This window comes from Micromonospora parva (assembly GCF_000718515.1).
In the GTDB taxonomy this organism is placed as follows: domain Bacteria; phylum Actinomycetota; class Actinomycetes; order Mycobacteriales; family Micromonosporaceae; genus Micromonospora; species Micromonospora parva.
Genome location: NZ_JNZS01000011.1, coordinates 217360 through 243131, shown reverse-complemented (window position 1 = coordinate 243131; position 25772 = coordinate 217360). Strand labels below are relative to the sequence as shown.

Sequence of the window (25772 nt, the reverse complement as noted above, 5' to 3'; positions counted from 1 at the left end):
ACGACCGGGGCCGATCCGTCGGCGTGACGATACCCGCCCGGCCGCAGGCGCGAGCACCGCCAACCGGGGCGGACGGTCCGGCCCTGGCAGGGGCCCCGGACGACGATCCCGGCCCGGTCCGGCCCGGTCCAGGTCAGTGGCGCCGGTCATACGAGTAGCCTCGGTGCCGTGTACCGGTTCCTGCTGAGCCCACGCTGGCTGGGCGCTCTCGCGCTGACCCTGGTCGCCGCCGCCGTCATGGTGTTCCTGGGCAACTGGCAGTTGGACCGCTACCGGGGGCGCACCGAGGTCAACGAGCGGATCGACGCGGGCCAGCGGATGGCCCCCGCGCCGCTCGCCGACGCGCTGCGCGCCCCCAGCGGCGGCCCCGGGACGGTGGGTCCGGCCCCCGCCGAGGACAAGGTCTGGACCCGGGTCACCGTCACCGGCCGGTACGACCCCGCGAACACCGTGCTGGTCCGCGGCCGCACGGTGGACAGCCGCGTCGGCTTCGAGGTGCTCACCCCGCTGGTGCTCACCGACGGCACGGCGCTGCTGGTGGACCGGGGCTGGATCCCGCCGGCAGCCGGTGGGGCGACCGCCCAGCCGTCGGTGCCGGCCGCGCCGACCGGCGACGTGACGGTGGTCGGACGGGTGCACGAGACCGAGAGCGGCGCCGGCGCGGTGGCCCGACGTGACGGGCTGCTGGAGATCCGGCGGATCGGGGTGTCACGGCTGGCCGGCGAACTTCCCTACCCGGTCTACGGCGCCTACCTGCTGCTCGACGAGCAGACCCCGGCAGCCGACCCGGTGTTCAAGGCGGTGCCGGTGGGGCACGCCAACAACTGGCAGAACTTCGGCTACGTCGTGCAGTGGTGGCTGTTCGCGGTGATGGCCCTGTTCGGCTACGGCTGGGTGGCCCGTCGTGAGGCCCGCCGGGCCGCCGGCATCGGCGTCACCGAGGCTCCCCTGGACCGGGCCGCCGAGCCTGCGCCGACCGCGTCCGCCTGAGCACTCCCCGTCAGCCGCTCACCCGGCCGGCGTGGATGGCGCGGACCGCGTCGATGGTGTCCGCCTCGGCGGCGGACTTGTCGTCGCGGTAACGCACCACCCGGGCGAACCGCAGCGCCATCCCGCCGGGATAGCGCGAACTCGTCTGCACCCCGTCGAAGGCGATCTCCACCACCTGCTCGGGCCGGACCCGGACGACCCAGTCGCCGCGCTCGACAGCGAGGTCGAGGAACCGCTCGGTCTGCCAGCGCAGCAGCTCGTCGGTGAGCCCCTTGAACGTCTTGCCGAGCATGACGAAGTCGCCGGTGCGCGCGTCACGCGCACCCAGATGCAGGTTGGACAGCCAGCCCTTGCGTCGGCCGCTGCCCCACTCGACGGCGAGGACCACCAGGTCGAGCGTGTGTCGCGGTTTCACCTTGACCCAGGCGGAACCGCGCCGGCCGGCGTCGTACGGGGCGTCCGGGGCCTTCACCACCACGCCCTCCTGCCCGGCGTCGAGCGCTGCGGCGAACGCGCTGGCGGCCTGCTCCGGATCGTCGACCTCCATGCGGCCGACCAGCAGCGACGAATCCACAGCACCGGCGAGGGCGGCCCACCGCTCCCGGCCGGGGAGGTCGATCAGATCCTCGCCGTCGAGGTGCAGCAGGTCGAAGAAGTACGGGGTGAGCACCGTCGCGCCCGTGCTGGCAGCCGCCGCGAGCACCGCCGGGGCGACCGGGGTGCGCCCGGTGGTGCTGGGGGTGGTGCGTCGGGCGGCCCGGCTCGACGTCTGTTGGAACGGCAGCGGGCGGCCGGTCTCGTCCAGGCCGATCGCTTCGCCGTCGAGGACCATCTCCCGGCCGGGCAGGGCGCGGACCGCGGCGACCACCTCGGGCACCCGGGTGGTGATCTCGTCGAGGCTGCGGGTGAACACCGCGATGTCGATGCCGGAGCGGTGCACCTGGATGCGGATGCCGTCGAGCTTCACGTCGACCACCGCCGGCGTGCCGGTCGCGGCGAGCGCTTCGTCGACCGAGGGGGCGCTCTGCGCGAGCATCGGCGCCAGCGGCCGGCCGACCCGCAGACCGAACCCGGCCAGCTCGGCGGCCCCGCCGGCCAGCGCGGCCACCGCCACGGCCCGCAGATCACCGGCGAGCAGCAGCGCCCGACGGACCGCTGCCACCGGCACCTCGGCGGCCCGGGCCACCGCGTCCGCGAGGAGCCCGGCCTGGGCGCCCTGACGGAGCTCGCCGCTGAACAGACCGGTGAGCAGGCGCTGCTCGTCGGCCGTCGCCGCCGCGTAGAGGGCGCCGAGCAGCGCCCGACGTCGAGCCTGCGAGCCCGAGCCGTGCACGGCGGCGATCTGCGCGATGGCGGCGTCCACGGCGGCCACCGTCAACGTCGGCTCGGCGGCCGGGGGCGGCAGGTCACGCAGGCTCGCGTAGCCAACCCCGGTCTGCCGTTGGCGCAGCTCACCGGCGAGATAGCCGGCGCCGGGCTCGACCTCGTCGGGATCCAGTCGGCGCAGCGCGTCAGCGAGCAGCTCCACCTTGGCGCGTCGGCCGCTGGTGGCACCGACGGCGGCGGAGGTGGCTGCCAGATCGAGGAACCGCACGCAGCTCATCCTGCCAGGCACCTCCGACACCGCCCGGGCATTGCCGTGCCCGGGCGGTGTCGGCAGGGTGCCGCCCGCTCACGCGGACGACGGGCGGGCAGCCCTAGGCCGAGACGGGCTCCTCGATGCGTAGCCCCCGGGCCCGGACCTCGCCGGCCACGCGGGAGAGCACCGAGTCGAGGGCGACCAGTGCGGCGGAAAGCTCACCGAGCTGTTCGTTGAGCGTGTCCTCGGACCACGCGGAGACGTCGACATCTCCCAGCGCGCTGACAGCGGCCCCCAACCGGGCCATCACCTCGTTCGTACTCATGTACGAAAGGCTATAACAGACAGCGGGCCGACACGCCGTAAACCCCCAGATCAGACCCAAAGTTCCCGCGCCGTGCCGGAGGCCTACCCGCCCGCTGCCGCCACCTTGCCCAGCAGGAGCGCCTCGGCGAGGCACACCCGGGCGAACTCCCCCAGGTGCAGGCTCTCGTTCGGGCCGTGCGCACGGGCGTGCGGGTCCTCCACACCGGTCACCAGGATCGCCGCCTTCGGGAACATCTCCTGGAAGGTGGCGATGAACGGAATCGAGCCGCCGACGCCGATGTCCACCGGGTCGGTGCCGTCCCAGGCGGCCCGGAAAGCCGACCGGGCGGCGTCGAACATCGGCCCGGACGCGTCGATCACGCACGGGTCACCGTCGTGCTCGAAGGTGACGGTCACCTGCGCACCCCACGGGGCGTGCCGCTCCAGGTGCGCGCGCACCGCCGCGTACGCCCGCTTGCTGTCGTCGCCCGGGGCGAGCCGGATGCTGAGCTTCGCCTTCGCGGACGGGACCAGGGCGTTCGGCGCCTCGCCCGTGGACGGCGCGTCGACACCGAGGATGGCCAGCGCCGGCTTGGTCCAGAGCCGGTCGGTGATCCGGCCGGTGCCGATGAACCCCACGCCGTCGGCCAGCCCCGCCTCGGCCCGGATCCGGTCCTCCGGGTAGTCGACGGTGGCGCCCTCCCGGCCGACCAGCCCTTCCACCGCCACGTCACCGGCGTCGTCGTGCAGCGTCGCCAACAACCGGACCAGCGCGGTGAGCGCGTCCGGCACGGCGCCGCCGAACATGCCGCTGTGCACCGCCTGGTCGAGCGTGCGCACCTCGACGAAGCAGTTGACGATGCCCCGCAGCGAGGTGGTCAACGCCGGTACGCCGATGTCCCAGTTACCGGAGTCGGCGATCACGATGACGTCGGAGGCGAGCTTGTCGCGGTGCTCGACCAGCAACTGCTCCAGCGAGTCGGAGCCGTACTCCTCCTCGCCCTCGATGAACAGGACCACGCCGACCGGCAGCGCGTCACCGTACGCGCGCAGCGCCGCGACGTGCGCCATGATGCCGGCCTTGTCGTCGGCCGCGCCCCGGGCGTAGAGCCGGCCGTCCCGCTCCACCGGCTCGAACGGGTCGGACTCCCACAGCGACAGGTCGCCGACCGGCTGGACGTCGTGGTGGGCGTAGAGCAGCACGGTGGGCGCTCCGGGCGGCGCGGCCCGACGGCCGATCACCGCCGGCTGGCCGCCGGATCGCACGATCTCGACGTCCAGGCCGCAACCGCGCAGCAGCTCGGCCACCGCCTCGGCGGAGCGTTCCACGTGCGAGTGGTCGAAGCCCTCGAAGGCGATGCCGGGGATGCGGACGAGGCGCTCCAGGTCGGCCCGGACGCCGGGCATCTCCCGCTCGACGGCGGCTCGCACCTCGGACTCGGACATGATCGGTGAGGTCATGACCGGCATCGTATGCCGGCCTTACCTGGGCGTGCCGGCGGAGCCCGTACCGTCACCGCTGTCCGTGGGGCCGGCGCCGGCCCGCGCGCCGGGGGCAGCCCGCCCGGCGCGGTGGGCGCGGCCCGCCGCCTCGGTGGCCGCGTCCATCCAGGAACGGGCCCGACCGGCGGTGCCGCCCACCCACTCGCCGACGTCGCTCGCACCGTCGCCGAGCCGGCGCAGCAACCCGACCAGCGGGTCGCTGGACCTGCTGAACTCCTCCCGGTACGACTCGGCAGCCGCCTTGATCTCCTCCGTGACGCTGGTCGAGCTGTCGTCCTCGCGGCGTGGGTAGTCCCCGGCCAGCACCCGCCCGTACGCCCCGGAGTCGATCCACTGGCGCAGCTGCGCCGCCCGCGCCACCGGCACCGGGTGGGTGCTCCACGCGGTCATCCGGATCTTGTGCAGGCTGTCGCGCAGGTCGCCGCCGCCCGCGTACTCGGCGGCCTGCTCCAGGAAGGCGGTGGTGTCGACCTGGGACAGGTCACCGCCACCGGCCAGCTTCATCAACAGCCGCAACGCGGCGGCCGGGTCCTGCCCGGCGAGCAGACCCGCCCGGTCGGCGGACAGCTCCGCCTTGCGCCACCACTCCAGCATCGCCGCGATGATGGCCCGCAGCGCGATCGCGCCGACCGGCAACCAGCTCAGGTTGGCAGCCCAGCGGGTGAGGATCATGAGCATCGTCTTGTAGACCGCGTGCCCGCTGCCCACATGCCCCAACTCGTGGCCGAGCAGACAGCGCAGCTCGTCCTCGTCGAGTTGTTGCACGCAGGCGGAGTTCACCACGATGAACGGCCGCTCCAGCCCGACCGCCTCGGCGCCCAACCAGGGCGACTGGGTCACGTACAGCTCGGGCAGCTCGGCCACGTCGAGCGCCGCCGCGGCCTCGGTGTAGCGCTGCCACACCGCCGGGTACTGCCGGTGGTCGACCCGGATGCCGGAGGCCAGCACGGACAGCCGGAAACCCCGCTCGTTCCACATGCCGAAGAACGACCGCACCACGTCGTCGAAACCGCGCAGCTCCCGCAGCGCGACCAGGGCACCCCGGTCGGCGGGATGCTCCCAGGCCCGTGAGCTGATGCCGGTGAGGGTGATCCGACGCCGCGCTGGCGCGTCCGCTGCCGTCATGGTGGCTCCCCGTTCGCCGTAGCTCCCCGCATCGTGCCGTAGTCGGTGGCCGACGTCCATGCCCCGCTCAGCGCAGCCGCACGTAGTACCGGTCCGCGTCGTGCGGCAGGCTGGGCGCGCCGTCGACCACCAGGTCGGCGTGGGTCGCGGTCTCGTCGACGGCGAAGTGCACCCGCTCCCCGTCGTGCCAGCGGCGCAGGTCGGGCAGGATCTCCGGCCCGTCCCGGGCGACCGCGCGTGCCAGTCGCAGCGACGCGGGTGCGGTGACGAACACGGCCAGCGTCAGCTCCGGCCGGACGACCGCGCGGGCGGCGCTGACCCCCTCGACCAGCAGCACCGGAGCCGCCGGCACCGGCACCGGCCGGGGCAGGAAACGGTGCCGGACCCAGCTGTACCGCCGGTAGGCACCCGGCGTCCCGGCGCGCAGCGGGGCGAGCACCCAGTCGTCGAGCCGGGGCCAGAAGGTGACCTGGTCGTCCCACCCGTCGAGCAGGTCGTCGGTGTGCACCACCGGCGGTCGGCCGCCGAGCGGCCCCGCCAGGGCATCCGCGAGCTGCGCGGCGAACCGGCTCTTGCCCGCGCCGCTCGGCCCGTCGACGGCGACCAGCCGGGTCCGCCCCAACCGCGCCGGGCCCGCGAGCACCCGACGAGCCAGTTCGGCGTACGCCTCGACAACCGCCACGGTCAGGCCGGCAGTCTCCGGGTTCAGCACAACCTCGCGTGGTGCATGACCGAAGTATGCCGTCGCCGCCGGCGGGCAGGGCGACCGACTCCGGTTCGGTGCGGTCGCGGTGTCCCTGCCGAAGGGGCACCGCGCGGCCGTGTCGATCATGCTGGCTGAGGGGCCAGGGTGGGCCACCGTGCCCCGTCCGGCTGGTCGCCCTGGCCGGCCACCGTCACGTCCGGGGGAATTGGGGCGACGACGGGTGACGGGCGGCCCGTTCGCCGCCCGGGGTGCCACCGAATCGGGATGATCGGGTGGTGCTCCGAGACGTGATGAGCCCCGGCATAGACGCCCTGCTCGAACAGGCCCGCGCCGGGCTGCACCGACTGACTCCGCAGCAGACCGTCGAGGCGGTCCGCGGCGGCGCGCTGCTGGTCGACACCCGTACCGACCTGCAACGCCGCGAACAGGGCGACCTGCCGGGCGCGGTCGTCATCGACCGGACCGTACTGGAGTGGCGCCTCGATCCGGCCAGCGCCTGGCGGATCCCGGAGGCCACCGGGTACGACCGGGAGATCGTGCTGGTGTGCCGGCAGGGCTACAGCTCCAGCCTGGCCGCCGCCAGTTTGCAGACCCTCGGGCTGCGCCGGGCCACCGACATGATCGGCGGTGTGGACGCCTGGCTCGCCGCGGGCCTGCCCACCACCGACCGCCCCGCCGACGTCCGCCCCTGACTCCCACCACCGGGCGCCCACCACCGGCGGGCAGCCCGGCTCACGATCGCGCTCGATCCACGAAACAGGCCCCTCCTCGCGCGGAGAGGCCCCTGGAACAACGATCGAGCACGATCATGGGCGGTCCCCACCTGCACTGTCCCCAGGGGACGGTGTCCCAGTCAGGAGGGTGGCGCGCCGGGTGGGATGAAGGGGAGGCCGGCGGGTGGGCCGGCTTCGATGAGACGCCAGAGGGCATCGGTGTCCAGGTGTTCCTCGACCAGGTCGCCGAGCAGATCAAGCGAGCGTTCCCGGGCGGCGGCGAAGCTGGTGGCCGGTGCGACCCGGAACCCGCTGCGGCCGGCCAGGCGAGCCGCCTCGGTGAGGAACCACCGGCGGAAGCCGTCGGACTCGAACGCCCCGTGCCAGTGCGTGCCGTGTACCGCGCCGAGCACGGCCCCCTCTCCGACACCGTCGTCGCCGGTCAGCAGCGGCGGCAGGCCGGGGTCGGCCTGGGACACGTACCCGTGGTGGATCTCGTAGCCGTGCACCGGAAGGCCACCGTGGCCGGTGCCCACCGACTGCCGCACGGTCTTGCGCGGATCGAAGGTGATCTCGATGGGCAGCAGACCGAGCCCCGGCACGCTGCCCTGCCGACTCTCCACCGGGTCGTGGATGGCGCGGCCGAGCATCTGGAAGCCGCCGCAGAGGCCGAGCAGAGGTTTGCCGGCCGCCACATGGGTGGCGACCGCGTCGGCGAGGCCGGTCTCGCGCAGCCAGGCGAGGTCGGCGACGGTGGACTTGGAGCCGGGCAGGACGACCAGGTCGGCGGCGGCCAGCTCGGCCGGTTCGATGGTGAGGCGTACCCGGACACCCGGCTCGGTGGCGAGCGCCTCCACGTCGGTGGCATTGCTGACCCGGGGCAGGCGAACGACGGCCACGTCCAGCCATTCGGTGCCGTGCGGGGCGGCGGGGCGCCCGAGCACCCGGCCGTAGGCGAGAGAGTCCTCCGCGTCGAGCCACAGGTCCAGCGCCCAGGGCAGCACCCCGTACGTGGGACGGCCGGTGACCTGACGCAGCATGTCCAGACCCGGCTGGAGCAGTCCGCGGTCACCCCGGAACTTGTTGATCACGAAGCCGGCGATCAGCGCCTGGTCGGCCGGGTCGAGCAGGGCCACGGTGCCGAACATCGAGGCGAACACACCGCCCCGGTCGATGTCGCCGACGACGATGGTGGGCAGGTTGGCGTGCCGGGCCAGCCCCATGTTGACGTAGTCACCGGCCCGCAGGTTGATCTCGGCGGGGCTGCCGGCGCCCTCGCAGATCACCACGTCGTACGTCTCGCGCAGCTCGGCGAGCGCGGCGTACGCGGTCTCGGCGAGCCGGGGGCGCAACTGCCGGAAGGTGCCGGCGGTGATCGTGTCGACCGCCTCGCCCAGCAGCACCACCTGACTGGCCAGGTCACTGCCCGGCTTGAGCAGCACCGGGTTGAACCGCAGGTCGGGTGCGAGCCCGCACGCGGCGGCCTGCATGGCCTGGGCGCGCCCGATCTCGCCGCCGCGCCCGTCCGGCCCGACGACCACGGCCGAGTTGTTCGACATGTTCTGCGCCTTGTACGGCGCCACCTTCACGCCCTGGCGGTGCAGCCAGCGACAGATGCCGGCGGTGAGCACGCTCTTGCCCGCGTCGGACGTCGTGCCGGCCACCAGCAGCCCGCCACTCACCGCCCGTTCCCCCGCCGCACCCCGACACCCGCGTCCACTCCGCCGGCCCGCCCGCGCCCGCCGGCCCCGACGGCCAACCCGCGCCGCCCGACCAGTCCGCGCGTGCCGACCCCGGCTGCCAGCCCGGTCCCGCCGGCCCGCACGCGCCCGCCGGCCACGGCGGCCAACCCGCGCCGGCCCACGGCGCCGATCAGCCGGCCGAGGGTCACCGGGTACGCGGCGGCCAGCCCCACCGCGGCCAGCCCCACCGCGCCGGAGATCCGGGCGGCCCGCTTGAGGTGCCGCGCCTCCGGGCGGGGACCGTCGCCGAGGAACGGCCGCACCTCGGAGCGCCCGAAGTAGACGTTGCGGCCGCCGAGGCGGACCCCGAGCGCACCGGCCATCGCCGCCTCGCACTGGCCGGCGTTGGGGCTCGGGTGGTCGTTGCGGTCGCGCAGCCACACCTGCCAGGCGCGCTGCCGGTCCCCGTGCGCGACCGGCGCGACGGCGACGGTGAGCAGCCCGGTCAGCCGGGACGGTACGAGGTTGAGCGCGTCGTCCAGCCGAGCGGCCGGGGTGCCGAACCGCGCGTAGCGCGCCGACCGGTGCCCGACCATCGCGTCGAGGGTGTTCGCCGCGCGGTAGCCCAGCAGCCCGGGCAGGCCGGCGACCGCACCCCAGAGCAGCGGAGCGACGACCGCGTCGGAGGTGTTCTCGGCGACCGACTCGACTGTGGCACGGGCCAGCTCCGACTCGCCAAGCGTCGACGGGTCCCGCCCGCAGAGGTTGCCGAGGCGTCGCCGGGCAGCGGGCAGGTCGCCGTCACGCAGCGTCCGGCCCATGACAGTCGCCTCGTGCCGTAACGTGCGGCCGCCCAGCACGCTCCACGTGCCGGCCGCCACGAGCACCGCCCGGGTCACCGGCCGGTGCCGGGTAGCCGCCGCGGCGGCCGCTCCGAGCAGCACCGGCCCTCCGACGGCCAGCGCGGTGAAGGCCGTACCCGCCGTTCGGTCCGGGCGGTAGAGGCGGCGCTCCAGCGCCCCGGCGGCCTGCCCGAAGCCGGCCACCGGGTGCCACCGGCGGGGGTCGCCGAGCAGCCTGTCCAGCGCGTAACCGGCCAGCAGCCCCACCGCGTTCGCCATCGGCGCTGTCCGTCGCACCCGCACCACCTCCGGCCGGCCAGCCTAGACGAGCACCCCGGGAACCAGCCCAACACACGGTGCCGCAGCCGCGACGAGAACCCCTGGAGCGAACAGTCGGGCCGCCCCGCCGACGCCCGTCACGCGGGGTGACGACGCTGCAGGCGCCGCCACCCCGCCCCCGTTCGTGCCGCCCGGATCGGTCAGGCCGGCTGCGGGATCCGGCCCCGACCGCGCCGCCCGCGACCGAGTTGCGTCGGCTCGGGCTGCCCCTCGTCGGGCACCGCCCCCAACTCGAGGTCCAGGTCACCGTCGGCGTTGTCGTCGTTCGCCTCGGGCGGAGCTGTCAGCTCGTCGATGCCCAGTGCGGCATCGACCTGCTCGACCTGCCCGCCGCTCGGGGAATCGTCCTCCGGGTCGCTGCCGAACGGGCTGGTGCCGAACGGACTGCCTCCGAACGGGCTGGTGCGCAGCTCGGCGTAGTCAGGCAGCTCGAAGTCGTCGTCCAGCGGCCGGTCGTCGGGCAGTGCGGGGGCCTGCCCGGCCGGCACCGACTCGGTGGGCTCGCCGTGCACCCGGCTCTCGGCCTCCGCGTCCTCCACGGTGCTGGTCGTCACGCTCGGCCGGTTGCGCAGGAACCGGGCCCGGCCGCGGGACAGATCGTGGCCGACGGCGACCGCCTCCAACTCGTAGAGCGTGCGGTGGTTGCCGGCGTCGTCGGTCCAGTCGCGGGTGTAGAGCCGCCCACAGACCACCACCGGATCGCCGACCATGACAGAGGCCGCCACCCCCTCGGCGAGCTTGCGCCAACAGTTGACGCGGACGCGGAGCGAATTGCCGTCCACCCACCGGCCACTGTCCCGGTCGAGCCGGCGGGCGGTGGAGGCGACCTTGAAGTTGGCCACCAGGGTGTTGCTCTGGGTCGTACGCCGCCACTCGGGCGTGGTCAGCACGTTGCCGACGATTGTCACGTAAGTGTCGAACATCGTCCCTCCAGGGGGATCGGGGCCTGCCAACGCGAGTCGACTCGCCACCGAGCCTCGACACCGAGGCCGCCCACCGCCACCGCCCACCGCCGGCCTGTGGATGACGAACCCACCTGTGGACAACGCCCTGATCACGCCCGGGTGTGGTACGCCCGACCCGCCCGACCCGCCGTCAACGGTTTCCCGGGCCGCTCGAACTGGGTAAGGACTTGATCAACGCACCACCGACAGTTGCACGTCGACGAGAGGTCAGCGCCATGACGATCACTACCATCGGTTCCGCGAACGCTTCCGAGGCGCGGCGATGAGCGCCGTGGCGAACCCGGCCACCGTGGCTGAGTGCCTGCGGGTGGGCGCCGGGTTCTCGCAGGGCGACCGGAACTGGATCGCCGAGCAGTTCGCCACCCTCGACGCCCGGCTCGCCAGCTTCCACGCCGACGCCACCGAGCTGGAGGTGTCGGTGAAGGACCGGGAGGCACGCGGGCAGAAGGTCACGCTCGAGTGCTGGATCGCCGGCCGGCAGAAGATCGTCACCACCTCCGCGGAGGAGGACCTGCACGCAGCCCTCAACGACGTCCGCGACGACCTGCGCCGCCGTCTCAACGACGCCAAGACCCGCCAGGAGCCCCGGCACAACAAGCACCTGCGCGACCTCCCCCAGCCGCAGGCCGAGTCCGACGACGAGGCCCCCCGCGCCGACGCGGAAACGGCCTGACCCACGCCTCACCCCCGCGATCTTGCACTTTCATCGCCCGAATAGCGGCTACGTCCCCCATATGTCGGGACAGAAAGTGCAAGATCGCGGGGATGAGCGTGGCGGGCGGGCGGACCGAGCGGGCGTGGGCTACCGCTGGGTAGGTCGGCGGCGTAGCGTCGCGTTCGTGGAACCGGACGTGTTGGGGCCGCCGTACGAGCGGCAGACGATCGACCTGGGCGCCGACGACGAAGGCCCCGTTGTCGCGACGCTGGTCCGGAGGCGGGCCGAACGCCCCACCGGGCGGGCCGTGCTCTACGTGCACGGCTTCGTCGACTACTTCTTCCAGACCCACCTGGCCGACTTCTTCGCCGAGCGAGGGTGGGACTTCTACGCCCTCGACCTGCGCAAATACGGTCGCAGTCTGCTCCCGGGCCAGACCCCGAACTTCTGCCACGACATCAGCGACTACTTCCCCGAGCTGGATGCCGCCGCTGAGATCATCCGCAAGGACGACGGGCACGAGACCCTGCTGGCGATGGGCCACTCCACCGGCGGCCTGATCATCTCGTTGTGGGCGGACTCCCGCCGCGACACCGGCATCGTCGACGGCCTGGTGCTCAACAGCCCCTTCTTCGACCTCAACGCCCCCTGGGCGATCCGTCGACCCCTCGCGGCCGCCGCGTCCCGGCTGGGCCGCAGAGCGCCGCACCGCATCCTGCCGTTCGGGCTGGGCACGGTGTACGGCGAGAGCATCCACTCCGACCACCGCGGCGAGTGGACCTACGACCTGGCGTGGAAGCCGCTGGCCGGGTTCCCGGTCCGGGCCGGCTGGCTGAACGCGATCCGCACCGGGCAGCGTCGACTCCGTGCCGGGCTGGACATCCAGGTGCCGGTGCTGCTGGCCTGTTCGACCCGGTCCTTCCGGGGCACCAAGTGGCACGCCAACGCGACAATGGCCGACGCCGTACTGGACGTCGACCACATGGTCCGTTACGCGCCCCGCCTCGGTCGCCACGTCACACTGGCCCGCTTCGACGGCGGGCTGCACGACCTCACGCTCTCCGGCCCCGCCGTACGGAAGAAGGTCTTCGACGAGGTGGGCCGCTGGGCCGAGGCGTTCCTCGCCGCCGGCCCCACCGCCCCGGCCGACGCTGACCCGACCAGTTCACCGACAGCCGACGCGGCGACGGCGACAACGCCCGGCAGTTGACAGGCCGGGATGGCGTCGCCGCTCAGACGTCACCGGACAGCGGGGGCAGTCCGACATCGCCGGACGGCGTCCCGGCTCAGACGTCGCCGGGCGTCGCCGGGAGGACGGCACGGATCCGGTCGAAGGTCGCCACCGGGTGCGCGCCGACGCCAGGCAGGACCAGACCCAGGCAGTACGGTGCGACGTCGCCGGTGTCGCCGGCCTGGACGATGAAGACCGGCGCCCCGACGTACCCCGGCGGCAGCTCCGTGGTGATCAGCACGGCGTCCCCGTCGCGGACCACCCGCTCGATCGCGACCTCCAGCGGGCGCGACCCGTCTTCGCGTACCCCATGGGCCAGCACGAAAGCGGAACCGGCGTCGGCGCCGAGGCGGGCGACCACCTCGGGCCCGGCGGCGATCCCCGCCGGCACCGGCTGGACGCGCCACCGCCAGCCGCCGTCACCGGCGTACCGGTGCAGGCCGGCGGTCGGCAACACCGCCACCCCGTCGCCCCCGAAGCGGGCCCAGCCAGGCACCATCTCCGCCTCGGACACGACCTCCGGGGCCACCCCCGCCGGTTCGGTGACGCTCGACCGCAGGCCCAACTCACCCCCGGAAGCGCCCACCAGGTCGGCCGCCGTCAACAACGACTCCCCCACCGGGTCGTCGCCGCTGCGAAAGAAGAACGCGGTACCGAAACCGCCCGATGACCGGTACGGCAGGATGGCGCGACCGACGACCTGGCACAGCTCGTAGGCGACGTCGCTTTCGGCGTCGGAATCCAGCAACACCAGCCAAAGGTACGGTCCGGGGCCGGGCCGGTCCGCGGTAACCCGGATGCCCGCTCCGAGCCGGACGTGAGACTCTGCTCGGCAACGTGGACGCGGGCACCCTTTCCGCCGTCGGGCAGTGGGACGGCGGTACCCTCTGGGCGCGACATCCACGCCACACGCGCCCGTAGCTCAGCGGATAGAGCAGGGGACTTCTAATCCCAAGGCCGCAGGTTCGAATCCTGCCGGGCGCACAGGTATTTCCTCAATCTGACCGGCTCGCATGGGGCCATTCGTGGTGCGAGCGCGTTACGGTGGCCCCGTGGCAGCCTCGAACGGACGCACCAAGCGCCAGCGCGGCGAGATCGAAACCCTGCCCAGCGGGTCACTGCGGGTGAAGGTCTATGCCGGGGTCGACCCGATCAGCGGGAAGCGGCACTACCTGACCGAGGTCATCCCCGCCGGCCGCACCGCGGCCAAGGAAGCCGAGAAGGCGCGTACCCGGTTGCTGGCCCAGGTGGACGAGCGGCGGAACCCGCGCACCCGCGCGACGCTCGACCAACTTCTAGACCGATGGCTTGAGGTGGCCGACATCGAAGCAACCACCCGCATGGGCTACGTGAACAAGCTCAACAAGCACGTCCGCCCGGTGTTGGGCAAGCTGCCGGTTGGCCGACTCGACGCCGAGACGTTGGAGTCGTTCTACGCGAGCCTGCGCCGCTGCCGCGATTGGTGCGGCGGCAAGGCGTACGTGAAGCACCGCGTAGAAGGTGAGCACACCTGCACGGCGAAGTGCCGGCCGCACGCTTGCAAGCCGCTCAGCGCTTCGTCCGTGCGCCAGATCCACTGGATCCTCAGTGGTGCACTCAGTCGCGCCGTCCGGTGGCGCTGGATCGCCGTCAACCCCGCCGGGCAGGCCGAGCCCCCTGCGCCGCCGCACCCCGACCCGCAGCCGCCGAATCCTGCCGACGCGGCCAGCATCATCAATGAGGCGTGGCGCGATCCGGACTGGGGCGCACTGGTCTGGCTGGCCATGACGACGGGCGCCCGGCGCGGCGAACTGTGCGCGCTGCGTTGGCAGCATCTCGACCTGGTCGCCGGTGTGCTGACGCTGAGACGCAGCGCCTACCTGGATGAACACGGCGAGCTGCGGGAAAAGGACACCAAGACGCACCAGCAGCGGCGGGTGGCGCTCGACCCGGAGAGCATGGAGGTACTGCGTGAGCTGCACGGTCGGTACCTTGACCGCCTGGCGCAGCTAGACGCTGACGCGGACACTGCCGATTACGTCTTCTCCCCCGAGCCGGACAACAGCCGTGGCTACCGACCCGACACCATCACCCAGCGGTATGGCCGGCTCGCAACCCGGCTCGGCATCGACAGCCACATCCACGCCTTGCGTCACTACTCGGCAACCGAGCTAATAAACGCTGGCGTTGACGTGCGGACGGTCGCCGGCCGGCTTGGTCATGGCGGCGGTGGGACAACGACCCTCAGGGTGTACGCAGCCTGGCTGTCGGAGTCTGACCAGCGTGCTGCCGGAACGCTGGCCGCGAGGATGCCACCGCGCCCAGTCGCGCCGACGCAGCACACAAATGAAATCAGTCCGTACCAGCGGATCGCCGCTGAACTGCGCCAGCAACTCACGGCCGGTCGACTGCGGCCCGGCACCCAACTCCCGGCAGTTGCCGAACTAGCTGCGGTGCATGGCGTCTCGGTCGGAACCGCGCATCGGGCGGTGGCTCTGCTGGCCACGGAGGGCTTGGTAAACGTTGTCCGGGGTCGGCGGGCAACAGTCGCAGATCCTCGCCGTAAGCACTCACCAGACGGCCTTGGAGCCAACCCGGTCTAGGGTGTCGCCCACATTCGACCCAAGCCACGCCGGTCTGCTCAACCGAAACGGCGACACACGCACCACGAGATTAAGCCGGCCTCGGCTCGCCGAACGGGGAGCTGGCACATGCAGGACTTCGCGCTGGGTGGCATCCAAGTCCCAGCGGACACTGAGTTCGGTGATGGCCGACACGCCGCAGGCGAGCATCCGCGCTACCTGTGTCCAGGCAGCACCGCAGCCATGAGCGCCACACTAGCCACTCAAGGTCGTCTACTCACGCCGTATAGTGACGTGGTCAAACGTGCTGCTTCCCAGCGAGGAGCCCAAACGTGCCTGAGTCACTCCTCAGTGATCGTCACTTCGGCAACGCCATAAGCAACATCAAGCCACGTTCGGAGAGACAGCGCGACGTCGCGGCACTACAACGCACCTATGTAGAAACGGGCGTTTTCCCTCAACTCAACAATACAAATAATCAGATCCTCTATGGCCGCCGTGGCACTGGAAAGTCGCACGTGCTGAGAATCCTCGACCTAGAGGTTGCAAGTCGAGGCAATGCTGCATCGCTTTACATAGATATACGAACCATTGGAAGCGCTCACTTAATGACAGACGACAGCCAACCGCTTGTCGTTCGATGTGTTGGAGTTTTTAAAGACATATTGGCTCTCATTCAGTCGGAGCTGCTGGACATTGCTACCGATCCAGATAGAGACGGATCAGGCATGGAGGAAGTGAGCGAACTTGCTGACGTCATCCAAGCAAGAACTGTCGGGGTAGCGAGCGCCGAGTTTGAAGATACTACCCAAGATAAGGTCGGCGCCACCTCCAAGTTCGGCGCTAAGGTTTCCGAGAGGCCGGAGCTATCTGCGGAATCCGGCAGAACGGCGGAACGCACGACTGGGCAAAGAGTGAGGTTCACCGAAGTTTATCGGGAAACGGTCGTATTTGCCGAAATTGCAACCTTTTTGAACAAGGCGCTGACGGCCCTCGGGATCGAAGAACTGTTCATCCTCATCGACGAGTGGACAGCCATTCCTCCCGACGTACAGCCATACATCGCCGAATTCCTTAAGCGCGCTCTGTTCCCAAGCAACCGCGTGGTGGTCAAAATCGCGTCACTTGAGTACAGGTCGAACTTTACCATCGGAGTCGAGAGGGGAAACCCCACCGGGTTTGAGCTAGGTAGCGACATCAGCGCAAATCTAGATTTGGATGACTACTACGTCTATGATCGCAACCCGGATAACGTAGTAGAGATCTTCCTAGAGCTGTTATTCAAGCACGTAGAGGCAGAACTGCCGGCAGGAATGCTTCACGATAACGGAGTTGACTCGCCCGTCAACCTTCGAGTGCGACTATTCACGGAACGCGAGACATTCGTCGAGCTCGTGCGAGCAGGCGAAGGAGTAGTTCGTGACTTCCTCGGCATTTTCTCACAAGCGTTCTTTCGCGCGCAACGCTCAGGACGACTGAAGATTGATCGATCGTCTGTCGAGGAAGCCGCCAGAGACTGGTACGAAACAGACAAGTCCACGACATTATCGCCTGACCTCCGAAAGGCTCTAGATACGATCGTCACGGACGTCATTGGCACTCGCCAAACGACCATGTTCATGCTGGCGCGCGAACATAGCGACAACCCCGTAATTCAGTCACTCTTCGACCAACGACTGATTCATTTAATCTCGCGCGGTTATAGCGACAAAGAGAATCCTGGCTTAAGATATAATATTTATTCACTGGACTACGGCACTTATGTTGATCTCAAGCGGACCAGGGCGGAGCCCGACCGCTTCGAAATATTCGACGAAGACACGGACGACGATGCCAAGGACCGTGTCGTTCCCTTCGCCGATAAGCGAAGCATTCGACGAGTGATCCTGACACCGACTGCGCTGACGTAACGGGCTGCTCGGGGACAACGCTGAGCCGGGACGGTCGCGAGCGGGATCAAGGGCGCTGCCTGTCTGCATGCCGAGGAGTGACCTGTGGAAAGGGCAGGGAGAGCGCGGCAGTGCCCTTCGCCTAGCCCAGGGCCGGGCCAGCCGCGCGGCCCGCCTTGACTTGGTAGAGCCATTCGGCAACTCGGCCAGTTGCGTCTGGTCGTTAAACTTGCTTGATGGCCAACCGGCACCGTTTGCCCTACGTAATACTTCATGATCTGGCAACTGCCCTCCGTGGGCTACGGCGTCACGGAGAAGCTATCTTCAACCGCGACGTTCCAGTGTTCGTGCAGGCGGCGGCTGCCCTCGACTTCGTTGCAAGGCGTCCACGCGGGACACGACTGACTAAGGACGACGTTGCCAATGCGCTGTCTTTGCTAGCGGGCCTACGGCTGATGATCGACGAGCGGGAAGGGGATCTACTTAGGTACGCCCGCAAGCGAGGGCTTACCTATGAAGAGATCGCTCACGCGTTGGGCCTCAAATCTCGTCAGGCCGCCGAGCAGCGCACTCTCCGACTTGAAGCTGCGGACACTTATGAGCAGCAGAGGCATCTTGAGACGAGATACCTTCAGCGATTTGGGTTTTCGCGCCCGCGCCGTACCAGCCCGTCTGAGTGGGTTAGCGTACGGCTCTCAATGGCCGATCCAGATGATAGCGATCTGGTTGACGATTGATTGAAAGCGGACAACAGGCTCGCCAGAGAGCCAATTAGAGCCGCCGCAGCCATTGCGCGGTCTGGCTTAAGGGTCGCGATTGCCATGAATAAGAAGACGACAAGTAGAACCGCTCCGCACGTTTTCCTAAATCGTTTTTGCTGATTGATTGCAGATAAGAGCCTGATGCGCGGCCTCATTGCGACTTGTCTCCCTACGGGGCTCGGCGGACCCCCTAATTATTGAATGCGCCTGCGAGTTCCCCTCTGGACCAAAATTTGTTATCCGGTACCAGCAGGCTTCTCGCGGCAGGCTCGATGTGCGGCTGACCTGCGGCGCTGGCCGAGACTTCTATTGCGAAGTGTCAACGACCCGTTGACAGGCACAAGCGCGGGCGCTTGTCGACGCCTTGACTCGATCCTCGTGAGCAACTCGACAACTGACGGCCGGCACCCTCTACCGACCGGCTGTCGCCCCTGCTCGGCATGATGGATGCATGCATCTGCTAGTGCTCGGCGGAACCTGGTTCGTAGGACACGCGATCGTCACGGCTGCCCTCGACGCCGGCTGGGAGGTGACGACGTTCAACCGGGGCACCTCGGAGCCCTTCCTGGAAGCCGTACGGCCCATCCGGGGCGACCGGACCTGTCCTGAGGACGTCGCCGCCCTCGCCGCCGCTGGCCCATGGGATGCCGTGGTCGATACCTCGGGCTACGTGCCTAGGAACGTTCTCGAGGTGGCTCGGGCGCTTGCTCCCGTCGTCGGTCGCTACGTCTTCATGTCCACGGTCAGCGTCTACCGAGACTGGCCACTGAAGCCGCTCACCGAACGCTCCGAAGTGCTCTACTGCCCGCCGGACGCCGGCCCGGACTACGGCACCGACACCGAAGACGGACCGACCCGATACGGCTATCAGAAATCCGGATGCGAGGCCGCAGCGGTCGCTGCGTTCGGAACAGACCGGACGACGCTCCTGCGCCCCGGCGTCGTGCTCGGCCCGCGTGAGTACGTCGGCCGCCTGCCGTGGTGGCTGCGCCGCGTGGCTGCCGGTGGGCGAGTCCTAGCCCCCGGCTCCCCCGACCGCACCATCCAGCCTGTCGACGTACGCGACCTGGCCGCGTTCGCACTCCACACCATCACCGAAGGTTCCTCCGGCGCGTTCAACGTCTGCGCCCCGAGGGACGGCGCGACCTTTGGCGGACTACTGGCGGACTGCGTCCACGCGACTCAGGCTGACGCCTCCTTCGACTGGGTGCCCGATGAGGTGCTGCTCGGCCAAGGCGTCCGGCAGTGGTCCGAGCTGCCCCTCTGGCGCACATTCGACGGCGTCTGGCGCGTCGACATCGCCAAAGCGCAAACAGCCGGCCTGCGCTGCCGGCCGCTCACGCTGACCGTCCGCGACACCTGGCGATGGATGGTGGAGAACGGCGAGGTCAGCAACCACGATCGGGCTGCGGAGATCGGCATCAGTCGGGAGAAGGAAGAGCAGGTGTTGACCGCATGGCACCAGTCAGGTGAGCGGACGGGCTGACGTTTCCGACAGCCACGCCGAGATGCGCTCGGCGAGCTGGCGCGCGTCCGTGTCGCGGTTCCACGGCGACTCGCTCAGCAGACGCTCTATCCGCGACAGCCGGCCAGTCAGCGAGACGTTGCGCTTCTGCGGCGGCAAGTCCAAGACGGTACGAAGCGCGTCGGCCGCACCATCCTTGTCCCGCATGTGTAAGTGAGCAGCAGCTACATCGATTTGCGTCCCGTTAATCTGGGAGTACGGCCGCCTGGGCGAGGGCAACGTCTCGTACACCTGCAACGCCTCTCGGGCGTACCTCGCGGCCTGCTCGCCGTTCCGGAGGTCAAGCCATGCCGCTGCCGCACATGCCGCCGCCCGCGCTTCACCGAACGCGAATTCCCCGCCAGTAGAGGTGGCGAGTTCGTCGGGTCGGTCCGCTGCCGATTCCCTATCTCGCTGGGCTGCTTCCAAGACGGCCGCGACTGAATCGGAATCGGCGAGCAGCGCATGAGAGCGGGAAGCGATATAGCGGAGCCTCAGCCTCGGCTCTCCCTCCGGGGCCGCTCGTATAGCACGAGCGAAGTAGCTCAGCGCGGAATCAGGCTCGTTACGCCAGTTGGCGAGTGTCATTTGCAGCCCGTAGGTCCACGCTTTCAATGACGCATGTCCGGCCAGGTCGGCGTACTGCGTTGACGCCCTGGCTAGTGCCGCCGATTCGTTCCAGTGCCCGAGATCGAAGGCGGTGGAAGCCATCAGGGAGGCGCTCTGGCCGATAATCACGTAGAGATCGGCCAGCTCAACCGGCCGACGGGTGCGCTCGACTAAAGCCCTTGCCTCGTCGCGCAACCGCCGGGCGCCGCGGAACACGTCGAAGGCTGTCATGCCACCCGAGCGGGCGAGCAGCATTACGTCTTCCTGTAGGGACTCGATGCAGTCGTGCGGCAGAGCAAGGCTCATCAGCAAGGAATCGTTGGCGACCGAGTCGGCAGCAGCGCTCACACCATTCAGAACAATGCCGCCACTGCCAACAATTCCCTCCGACTGAACGCGGCTGAGCGTTTCGAAAAACCGGGATCGAACCGAATCCGATACACGGCCCAGGGCGGCGTTCAGCACGTCCTGATTCGCGTTTCCAGGAACAGTGTCCGGCCGGCTATGCCAGTAAGCGACTGTCCTTGTCGCGATCCCGAGCCACCCCGCGAATCCCTCGTTCGTCATTCCGGCGGCGGCTTGAAGCGAACAGGCGAGGTTTCCTGTCCACCGGCCTACCGTCGCCACCGTGGTCTCCCGAGCTTGCAAGTTGCATCGGATTGCCGCGTATTGCACTGGGTTTGCATGGGCGCTTCGCTCGCTTTCGACTTCACTGGTTTCAGCAAGCCGAACGGAACGCCAACCACAGACTACTGAGGAGACTCCCGTGGCTGAACCCCTCGCGTTCAAGAACGATCACCCCCGGTTCCGGTCGGTCGCGGACACCGCAGCGATCCTCGGCATGTCGGAGGTGACCCTCTACCGGGCGATTCACGCCGGCCAGTTCCCAGCCATCAAGGTCCGTGGCCGCTTCGTGATCCCAGCGCGCGCCATCGACGATATGGAGGCGTCCGCGCTGACGTACGGCCTGGTGGACGCCAGCAATCACACGTTGCGGGCCACTGGATGACTGCTACCGGGCGACCCGCTTCGGCCCCGGCGGCGCAGGAGGGACGCTGTGCTCCCGAGCGAGCTTCCGGACGTAGGCACCGCTGAACGGCGATAGCCGCTCGACCTCAGCCGGGCCGATGCCATCACGAAGCGCCGCAACTACCGCTGCAACCACCGCCTCGCGTGCGGCTTCATGAGCAGCTTCAGTACGCCGGTACCGCTTCGTAGCTGCTGACAGCTCACCTCGCGCATCACTCATCGGACCAACATACCGCTACCCCCTTGCGCAACAGACCCGCGTATCGCTACGTTGTTGCGCAACAGAGGCGCGCATCTAGGAGCGCCAGATCAGTTAGAAGGGACACGAAGTGACCGACTCGAACCACTCCCTGGAGATCGAGCCGAGCGGGGCTGACCTCGCCGAGATCGAGCAGGAGTTGCCGCTGATCGAGGCTGAGGTTCTGCTGCTCGACGCACAGATTGTTGCGCTGACCAGTGATGCCGGTCCGACCGAGTTGGACTGGCAGCGGCTTCGCCGGGCGCAGCGTCGGGTGCTGCGGGAAGCGCGTGCCCTGCTCGCCGTTCGTTCGGTTGCCGGCCAGGCCGCGTAGGCAGGGGCCACCGTGAGCCGTCGATTCCCGATCCTCCGCCCCGCTGACGACGACAGGCGCGGCGCGGACCTGCTGGCCCTGCAACAAGCCATGTTCTCGCTCATCTACGGCACTGATGCATCGGAGGGACACCTGTCATGACCGCCCCCACGCTGTCGGCCTTTCCCCGGCCGGTCGAAGACCTGATCCCCGCCGCCCGAGACCTGGCCGACCAGCTCGGCGAGATCCCGTCGCGCAATCGCATCAAGAAGGAACTGCGGGTCGGCGGTCCGAAGGCAGACGCAATCCTCGCCGCTCTGGCCCACACCGGTCCCCCGCCGGCCGACACCGAAGCCACTACGGACCCGGCCGACACCACCCCGGACCCGATCGCCGACCCGGCACCGGCACCGGACCTGTCGCCGGCCGCCGGCCACGGCTCGCCGGTCTTGTCGGAGCAGGCGGTACCCGTCGCAGACCTGGGCACCAAGGTCGCCATCGAGGCCGACCCGACCGACTCGACGGACAACCGGCGGGCGGTGGCCTGGCCGGTGGTGCTGCTAGCGCTGCCCGCGTTCGTGGCGATCTGGTCCGGGTGGGTTGGCCTCGGCGGACTCACCGGGTTCGGCATCGTGCACCCGCTGCCGGGGATCTGGGACAGCTTCTCCATCAACAGCGCGATCACGCTTCCGATCGGTGTCGAGACGTACGGCGCGTACGCGCTCTATGTGTGGCTGTCTGGGCGGGTGCCCGAGCGTGCACGGACGTTCGCTAAGTGGTCGGCCCTCGGCTCCCTCGCCATCGGCGCGCTCGGCCAGGTCGCCTACCACCTGCTCGAAGCCGCCGGAGTGACCTCGGCCCCGTGGTGGATCACCACCGCCGTTGCCTGCCTTCCGGTGGCGGTGCTCGGCATGGGCGCCGCCCTCGCGCACCTCGTCCGCACCCACGACTAGCGCCGCCCGGCGGCACGGCCCTCGTGGCCTGGAAACCCGTGCCGTGCCGCCGGCCCTCGACCCCCGACCCCTTACGGATCAGATGGAGGAACCCCCATCATGACGTCCCCCCGAGATGACGACCGATTCGACTGGCAGGCCGCCGAGAACGACCTGACCGGACCTGATGCCGACGTGGTGGACCTGGACGCCGCCCGCTCCCGCCGACAGGCACCCAGCACCCCCGATAACGACAGCGACCCGGGCGACACCGGCCCGCGTCTGGTGGACTCGCCGGCCGCGCAAAGGTCGCCGCGGTTCACGGTGGCGGGGTTGCAGGACGCGAAGCGTCGGCCGATCGTTCCGGCGTGGCTGCGCTCGCGCGCCGAGCTGCGCGACGCCGCCCGGTGGACGATCGGGCACCTGTTCCACGCCGGAGCGTTCCACCTGACCCGCACCCCGAAGTACGCCGGCAAGCTCGCGTGGCGAGCGCCGCGCGGCGCGGGCCGACTGCTCGGCGGGTGGGGCCGGTGGTTGTTCGACCTGCAAGGCGAGCACGTTCGCCAGTTGACGGCGGACAAGGGCGACGCGGAGATGTACCTCAAGGTGTCGCGGCTGCGTGACCAGCGCGTGCGGTGGCGCGGGTTTATCACCGCCGCCGTCGTGCTGGGCGTGCTGCCCGCGCTGGGCATCGCCTACGCCCTCGCCCCGGCTGAGGCCCGGTACGCCACCCTCGCCGCGCTGCTGGCCGGGCTCGGTGCGCTGGGCCGTCCGGCGGACAAGCCGCTGCTCGACACCGCCGTGGTCGTGCCCCGCGTACAGAAACTCACCTCCGATGTGGTGGTGCGCGCGCTGGGCAACCTCGGCATCACCGGCATCAACCAAGCCCTCTCGAAGGGTGATCGGGGCAAGGACTGGTTCCCCGCCCCGATCACCCGCGACGGCCCCGGCTGGCGCGCCGATGTGGAGCTGCCCAACGGCGTCACCGCTACCGAGGTCATCGAGAAGCGGGAAAAGCTCGCCGCCGGCCTCTCCCGCCCCCTCGGGTGCGTGTGGCCCGAGGGGCAGCCCGAGGTGCACCCCGGCCGACTCGTGCTCTGGGTCGGGGATCAGGACATGTCCAAGGCCCGTAAGCCGGTGTGGCCGCTGCTCAAGGCCGGCACGGTGGACCTGTTCCGGCCGCAGCCGTTCGGCACCGACCCGCGCGGCCGGTGGGTCGACCTCACGCTGATGTTCATGGCGATGGTCATCGGGTCCATCCCGCGTATGGGCAAGACGTTCACGCTGCGGGAGGTGCTGCTGATCGCGGCGTTGGACCCGCGTGCGGAGATCCACGCGTACGACCTCAAGGGCACCGGCGACCTATCGGCGTTGGAGCAGGTCGCGCACCGCTACCGCGCCGGTGAGGAAGACGAGGACATCGAGTACGCGGTGGCCGGGATGCGGGAGCTGCGCGACGAACTGCGCCGCCGCGCCAAGGTGATCCGCGACCTGCCCCGCGACCTCTGCCCCGAGAACAAGGTCACCCCCGAGCTGGCCTCGAAGAAGTCCCTCGGCCTGCATCCGCTGGTCGTCGGGGTGGACGAGTGCCAGAAGTGGTTCGAGCACCCCGAGTACGGCAAGGAGCTGGAAGCCATCGCCACCGACCTCGTCAAGCGCGGACCGGCGCTCGGGATCATCCCCGTGTTCGCCACCCAACGGCCCGACGCCAAGAGCCTCCCGACCGGAATCAGCGCGAACGCGTCGACCCGGTTCTGTCTCAAGGTGATGGGGCAGACCGAGAACGACATGGTCCTCGGCACCTCGCAGTACAAGCAGGGCATCCGAGCGACCATGTTCGCCTGGACGGACAAGGGCACCGGCTACTTCGTCGGGGAGGGCGCCGACGCGAGGATCACCACCACCGTCAACATCGACGGACCCCTCGCGGAGACGATCGCGGCCCGCGCCCGCATCGCCCGGGAAGCCGCCGGACGGCTGACCGGGCACGCCCTCGGCGAGCAGCCCGCCAAGGTTCAGGCGCTGTCCTACAACCTGCTCGACGACATCACCGCCGTGGTCCCCGCCAGCGAAGCCAAGGTGTGGTGCCGCACCGTCGCCGCCCGCCTCGGGGAGCTGCGGCCGGAGGTCTACACCGGGTGGGACGGCGAGCAGGTGACCGTCGCGCTCAAGCCGTTCGGGGTGAAGGTCGGCCAAACGTGGGGCACCGACCCAAATACCGGCAAGGGCGCCAACCGGGGCGGCTTCGAACGCGCCGCCATCATCGCCGCGATTGCGGAGCGTAACCGAAAGCGCAACGCAAGCTAGCCGCAGATCGGTCCTAGGTCTAGGAGCAGACACCTCCTAGACCTAGGACCACCCCTAGGACGCCATTCGAACCGTGATCAGGACGCTAGGAATCTAGCGGCCTCCCCCAACCACACCCGAAAACCGGCCCTGGAGGCTGTCATGGACCCCCACGACCTGCTAGCCACCGCACCCTGCCTCATCCTCACCGCGCTCACGCTCGGTTACCTTGCCCTGTGCGTGGCTGCGCCGTTCGGACGCTGTCGCACCTGCAAGGGCACCGGCCGCAAGCGGTCCACGTTCGGCCGGCTGCGGAGGGAGTGCCGCCGCTGCGCCGGTACGGGGCTGCGGCTGCGCGTCGGCCGGCACGCCATCAACCACATCAAAGACGAGTACCAAGCGGCCAAGCGATGAACCGCCGACCACGCGACGGGCACACCGGCTGGTGCGGCAAAGACCACCGCTGCGGCCTCGGTGAGCACCGCTCCGAGGAGATCGTGGTCGACGTCGCCGGCCGCTCCCGCGCCGTCCTCGTCAGGGTGCGCACCGCCGCCGGCCGCGAACACGCCGAGGTGCGCGTCAGGGTCGCGCTCGCACCGTCCGATCTGGCCGCGCGGCGGCAGTTGGTAGGGCTGCTCGGTGACCTGCGCGAGACCGTGACCCGCGCCACCATCGCGGGCCGCCCCCGACCTCGGCGGGCCGCCTGATGCCCGGTCCTCGCCGCGATGGCCCCTCCCCTCGTGACGCCCGGCTGTCCGGGTTGGAGGTCTGGCTCACCGGCACGCCCGCCGAGCTGGACGCCGCCACCACCGCGCTGGTCGACGCCGGGCACCTCACGCAGCACGGCACCCGCCGGCCGCTGACCGCTGCCGACGCCGGCCGCTACCGGCTCTATCTGCGCCTGAACGTCGCCGCCGGGCGGCAGCGGCCTACCGGCACCCCGGACGCCTCTGGCGGCGCGCTGATCGATCTTGCCGCCGTCCGCGCCCAGCGTCGCCCGGCCTGACCCATCCC

At 70.0% G+C, this 25772-nt stretch carries 23 protein-coding genes, 1 tRNA gene and 1 pseudogene; 15 read left to right on the top strand and 10 right to left on the bottom strand.

Translation table 11 applies throughout. The annotated features are described in order from the left end of the window. Positions 1-168: 168 nt before the first annotated feature. The gene (locus IF22_RS0117950) at positions 169-990 is read left to right on the top strand and encodes an SURF1 family cytochrome oxidase biogenesis protein (protein ID WP_030333433.1); all 822 of its coding nucleotides are present in this window, start codon (positions 169-171) and stop codon (positions 988-990) included. Between the two features lie 10 nt (positions 991-1000). Here the strand turns inward: IF22_RS0117950 and IF22_RS0117945 are convergent, their stop codons facing one another. From IF22_RS0117945 to IF22_RS0117925, 5 genes are all read right to left on the bottom strand, one after another. After that, complete coding sequence (locus IF22_RS0117945) at positions 1001-2593, bottom strand: ATP-dependent DNA ligase (RefSeq protein WP_030333431.1); 1593 nt, start codon at positions 2591-2593, stop codon at positions 1001-1003. 94 nt (positions 2594-2687) lie between these two features. After that, on the bottom strand, positions 2688-2894 hold the full coding sequence (locus tag IF22_RS0117940; RefSeq protein ID WP_030333429.1) for a hypothetical protein: 207 nt from the start codon (positions 2892-2894) through the stop codon (positions 2688-2690). A gap of 83 nt (positions 2895-2977) precedes the next feature. Continuing rightward, positions 2978-4321, bottom strand: a complete 1344-nt coding sequence (locus IF22_RS0117935; RefSeq protein ID WP_030333427.1) for a dipeptidase — start codon at positions 4319-4321, stop codon at positions 2978-2980. Positions 4322-4357: 36 nt separating this feature from the next. After that, positions 4358-5503 carry a M48 family metallopeptidase gene (locus tag IF22_RS0117930; protein ID WP_030333426.1) on the bottom strand — a complete coding sequence of 382 codons (1146 nt, stop codon included), beginning with the start codon at positions 5501-5503 and terminating at the stop codon, positions 4358-4360. A gap of 67 nt (positions 5504-5570) precedes the next feature. Further along, positions 5571-6215: a uridine kinase family protein gene (locus IF22_RS0117925; RefSeq protein ID WP_245233663.1), complete on the bottom strand. Its 645-nt coding sequence runs from the start codon at positions 6213-6215 to the stop codon at positions 5571-5573. A 284-nt stretch (positions 6216-6499) separates the two neighbouring features. Between IF22_RS0117925 and IF22_RS0117920 the strand changes: the two genes are divergently transcribed. Then, on the top strand, positions 6500-6901 hold the full coding sequence (locus tag IF22_RS0117920) for a rhodanese-like domain-containing protein (protein ID WP_030333422.1): 402 nt from the start codon (positions 6500-6502) through the stop codon (positions 6899-6901). Between the two features lie 161 nt (positions 6902-7062). On the opposite strand, the gene IF22_RS0117915 is transcribed toward IF22_RS0117920, so the two are convergent. The 3 genes and pseudogenes from IF22_RS0117915 to IF22_RS0117905 all read right to left on the bottom strand — a co-directional run bounded on the left by IF22_RS0117915 (position 7063) and on the right by IF22_RS0117905 (position 10708). Further along, positions 7063-8604, bottom strand: a complete 1542-nt coding sequence (locus tag IF22_RS0117915) for a cobyric acid synthase (RefSeq protein ID WP_030333420.1) — start codon at positions 8602-8604, stop codon at positions 7063-7065. A gap of 137 nt (positions 8605-8741) precedes the next feature. Next, positions 8742-9725, bottom strand: a pseudogene (locus IF22_RS0117910) (cobalamin biosynthesis protein); the annotation flags it as partial. 200 nt (positions 9726-9925) lie between these two features. Next, on the bottom strand, positions 9926-10708 hold the full coding sequence (locus IF22_RS0117905; protein ID WP_030333417.1) for a single-stranded DNA-binding protein: 783 nt from the start codon (positions 10706-10708) through the stop codon (positions 9926-9928). A 304-nt stretch (positions 10709-11012) separates the two neighbouring features. Between IF22_RS0117905 and IF22_RS0117900 the strand changes: the two genes are divergently transcribed. Then, positions 11013-11423 (top strand): HPF/RaiA family ribosome-associated protein, encoded by a 411-nt coding sequence (locus tag IF22_RS0117900; protein WP_030333415.1) that lies wholly within the window; start codon positions 11013-11015, stop codon positions 11421-11423. Positions 11424-11589: 166 nt separating this feature from the next. Further along, a complete protein-coding gene (locus IF22_RS0117895) occupies positions 11590-12615 on the top strand; it encodes an alpha/beta hydrolase (RefSeq protein WP_030333413.1) in 1026 nt (341 codons plus the stop codon). Positions 12616-12691: 76 nt separating this feature from the next. On the opposite strand, the gene IF22_RS0117890 is transcribed toward IF22_RS0117895, so the two are convergent. Then, the gene (locus IF22_RS0117890) at positions 12692-13387 is read right to left on the bottom strand and encodes a hypothetical protein (RefSeq protein WP_030333411.1); all 696 of its coding nucleotides are present in this window, start codon (positions 13385-13387) and stop codon (positions 12692-12694) included. Between the two features lie 160 nt (positions 13388-13547). Between IF22_RS0117890 and IF22_RS0117885 the strand changes: the two genes are divergently transcribed. The 4 genes from IF22_RS0117885 to IF22_RS0117875 all read left to right on the top strand — a co-directional run bounded on the left by IF22_RS0117885 (position 13548) and on the right by IF22_RS0117875 (position 19333). Next, positions 13548-13620 (top strand) — tRNA-Arg (locus tag IF22_RS0117885). 29 nt (positions 13621-13649) lie between these two features. Further along, positions 13650-15218 (top strand): tyrosine-type recombinase/integrase, encoded by a 1569-nt coding sequence (locus tag IF22_RS0117880; RefSeq protein ID WP_051708582.1) that lies wholly within the window; start codon positions 13650-13652, stop codon positions 15216-15218. A 311-nt stretch (positions 15219-15529) separates the two neighbouring features. Beyond that, positions 15530-17107, top strand: a complete 1578-nt coding sequence (locus tag IF22_RS35045; protein WP_156057611.1) for an ORC-CDC6 family AAA ATPase — start codon at positions 15530-15532, stop codon at positions 17105-17107. Between the two features lie 1191 nt (positions 17108-18298). Further along, positions 18299-19333 (top strand): NAD-dependent epimerase/dehydratase family protein, encoded by a 1035-nt coding sequence (locus tag IF22_RS0117875; RefSeq protein WP_030333408.1) that lies wholly within the window; start codon positions 18299-18301, stop codon positions 19331-19333. Here IF22_RS0117875 and IF22_RS0117870 read toward each other — a convergent pair. Next, positions 19313-20425, bottom strand: a complete 1113-nt coding sequence (locus IF22_RS0117870; protein ID WP_245233662.1) for a hypothetical protein — start codon at positions 20423-20425, stop codon at positions 19313-19315. The genes IF22_RS0117875 and IF22_RS0117870 overlap by 21 nt on opposite strands. A gap of 301 nt (positions 20426-20726) precedes the next feature. Between IF22_RS0117870 and IF22_RS0117860 the strand changes: the two genes are divergently transcribed. The 7 genes from IF22_RS0117860 to IF22_RS0117830 all read left to right on the top strand — a co-directional run bounded on the left by IF22_RS0117860 (position 20727) and on the right by IF22_RS0117830 (position 25764). Continuing rightward, positions 20727-20969 (top strand): helix-turn-helix domain-containing protein, encoded by a 243-nt coding sequence (locus tag IF22_RS0117860; RefSeq protein WP_030333406.1) that lies wholly within the window; start codon positions 20727-20729, stop codon positions 20967-20969. A gap of 349 nt (positions 20970-21318) precedes the next feature. After that, positions 21319-21561, top strand: a complete 243-nt coding sequence (locus IF22_RS0117855) for a DUF6284 family protein (protein WP_030333404.1) — start codon at positions 21319-21321, stop codon at positions 21559-21561. 137 nt (positions 21562-21698) lie between these two features. Beyond that, the gene (locus IF22_RS0117850; RefSeq protein WP_030333402.1) at positions 21699-22493 is read left to right on the top strand and encodes a hypothetical protein; all 795 of its coding nucleotides are present in this window, start codon (positions 21699-21701) and stop codon (positions 22491-22493) included. A gap of 99 nt (positions 22494-22592) precedes the next feature. Beyond that, complete coding sequence (locus IF22_RS0117845) at positions 22593-24779, top strand: cell division protein FtsK (RefSeq protein ID WP_030333399.1); 2187 nt, start codon at positions 22593-22595, stop codon at positions 24777-24779. A gap of 141 nt (positions 24780-24920) precedes the next feature. Continuing rightward, positions 24921-25172 (top strand): hypothetical protein, encoded by a 252-nt coding sequence (locus tag IF22_RS0117840; RefSeq protein WP_030333397.1) that lies wholly within the window; start codon positions 24921-24923, stop codon positions 25170-25172. Continuing rightward, positions 25169-25465, top strand: a complete 297-nt coding sequence (locus IF22_RS0117835; RefSeq protein ID WP_030333396.1) for a hypothetical protein — start codon at positions 25169-25171, stop codon at positions 25463-25465. The genes IF22_RS0117840 and IF22_RS0117835 overlap by 4 nt, the downstream gene beginning before the upstream one ends. After that, positions 25465-25764 (top strand): hypothetical protein, encoded by a 300-nt coding sequence (locus IF22_RS0117830; RefSeq protein WP_030333394.1) that lies wholly within the window; start codon positions 25465-25467, stop codon positions 25762-25764. Before IF22_RS0117835 ends, IF22_RS0117830 begins: the two co-directional genes overlap by 1 nt. Positions 25765-25772: the final 8 nt, after the last annotated feature.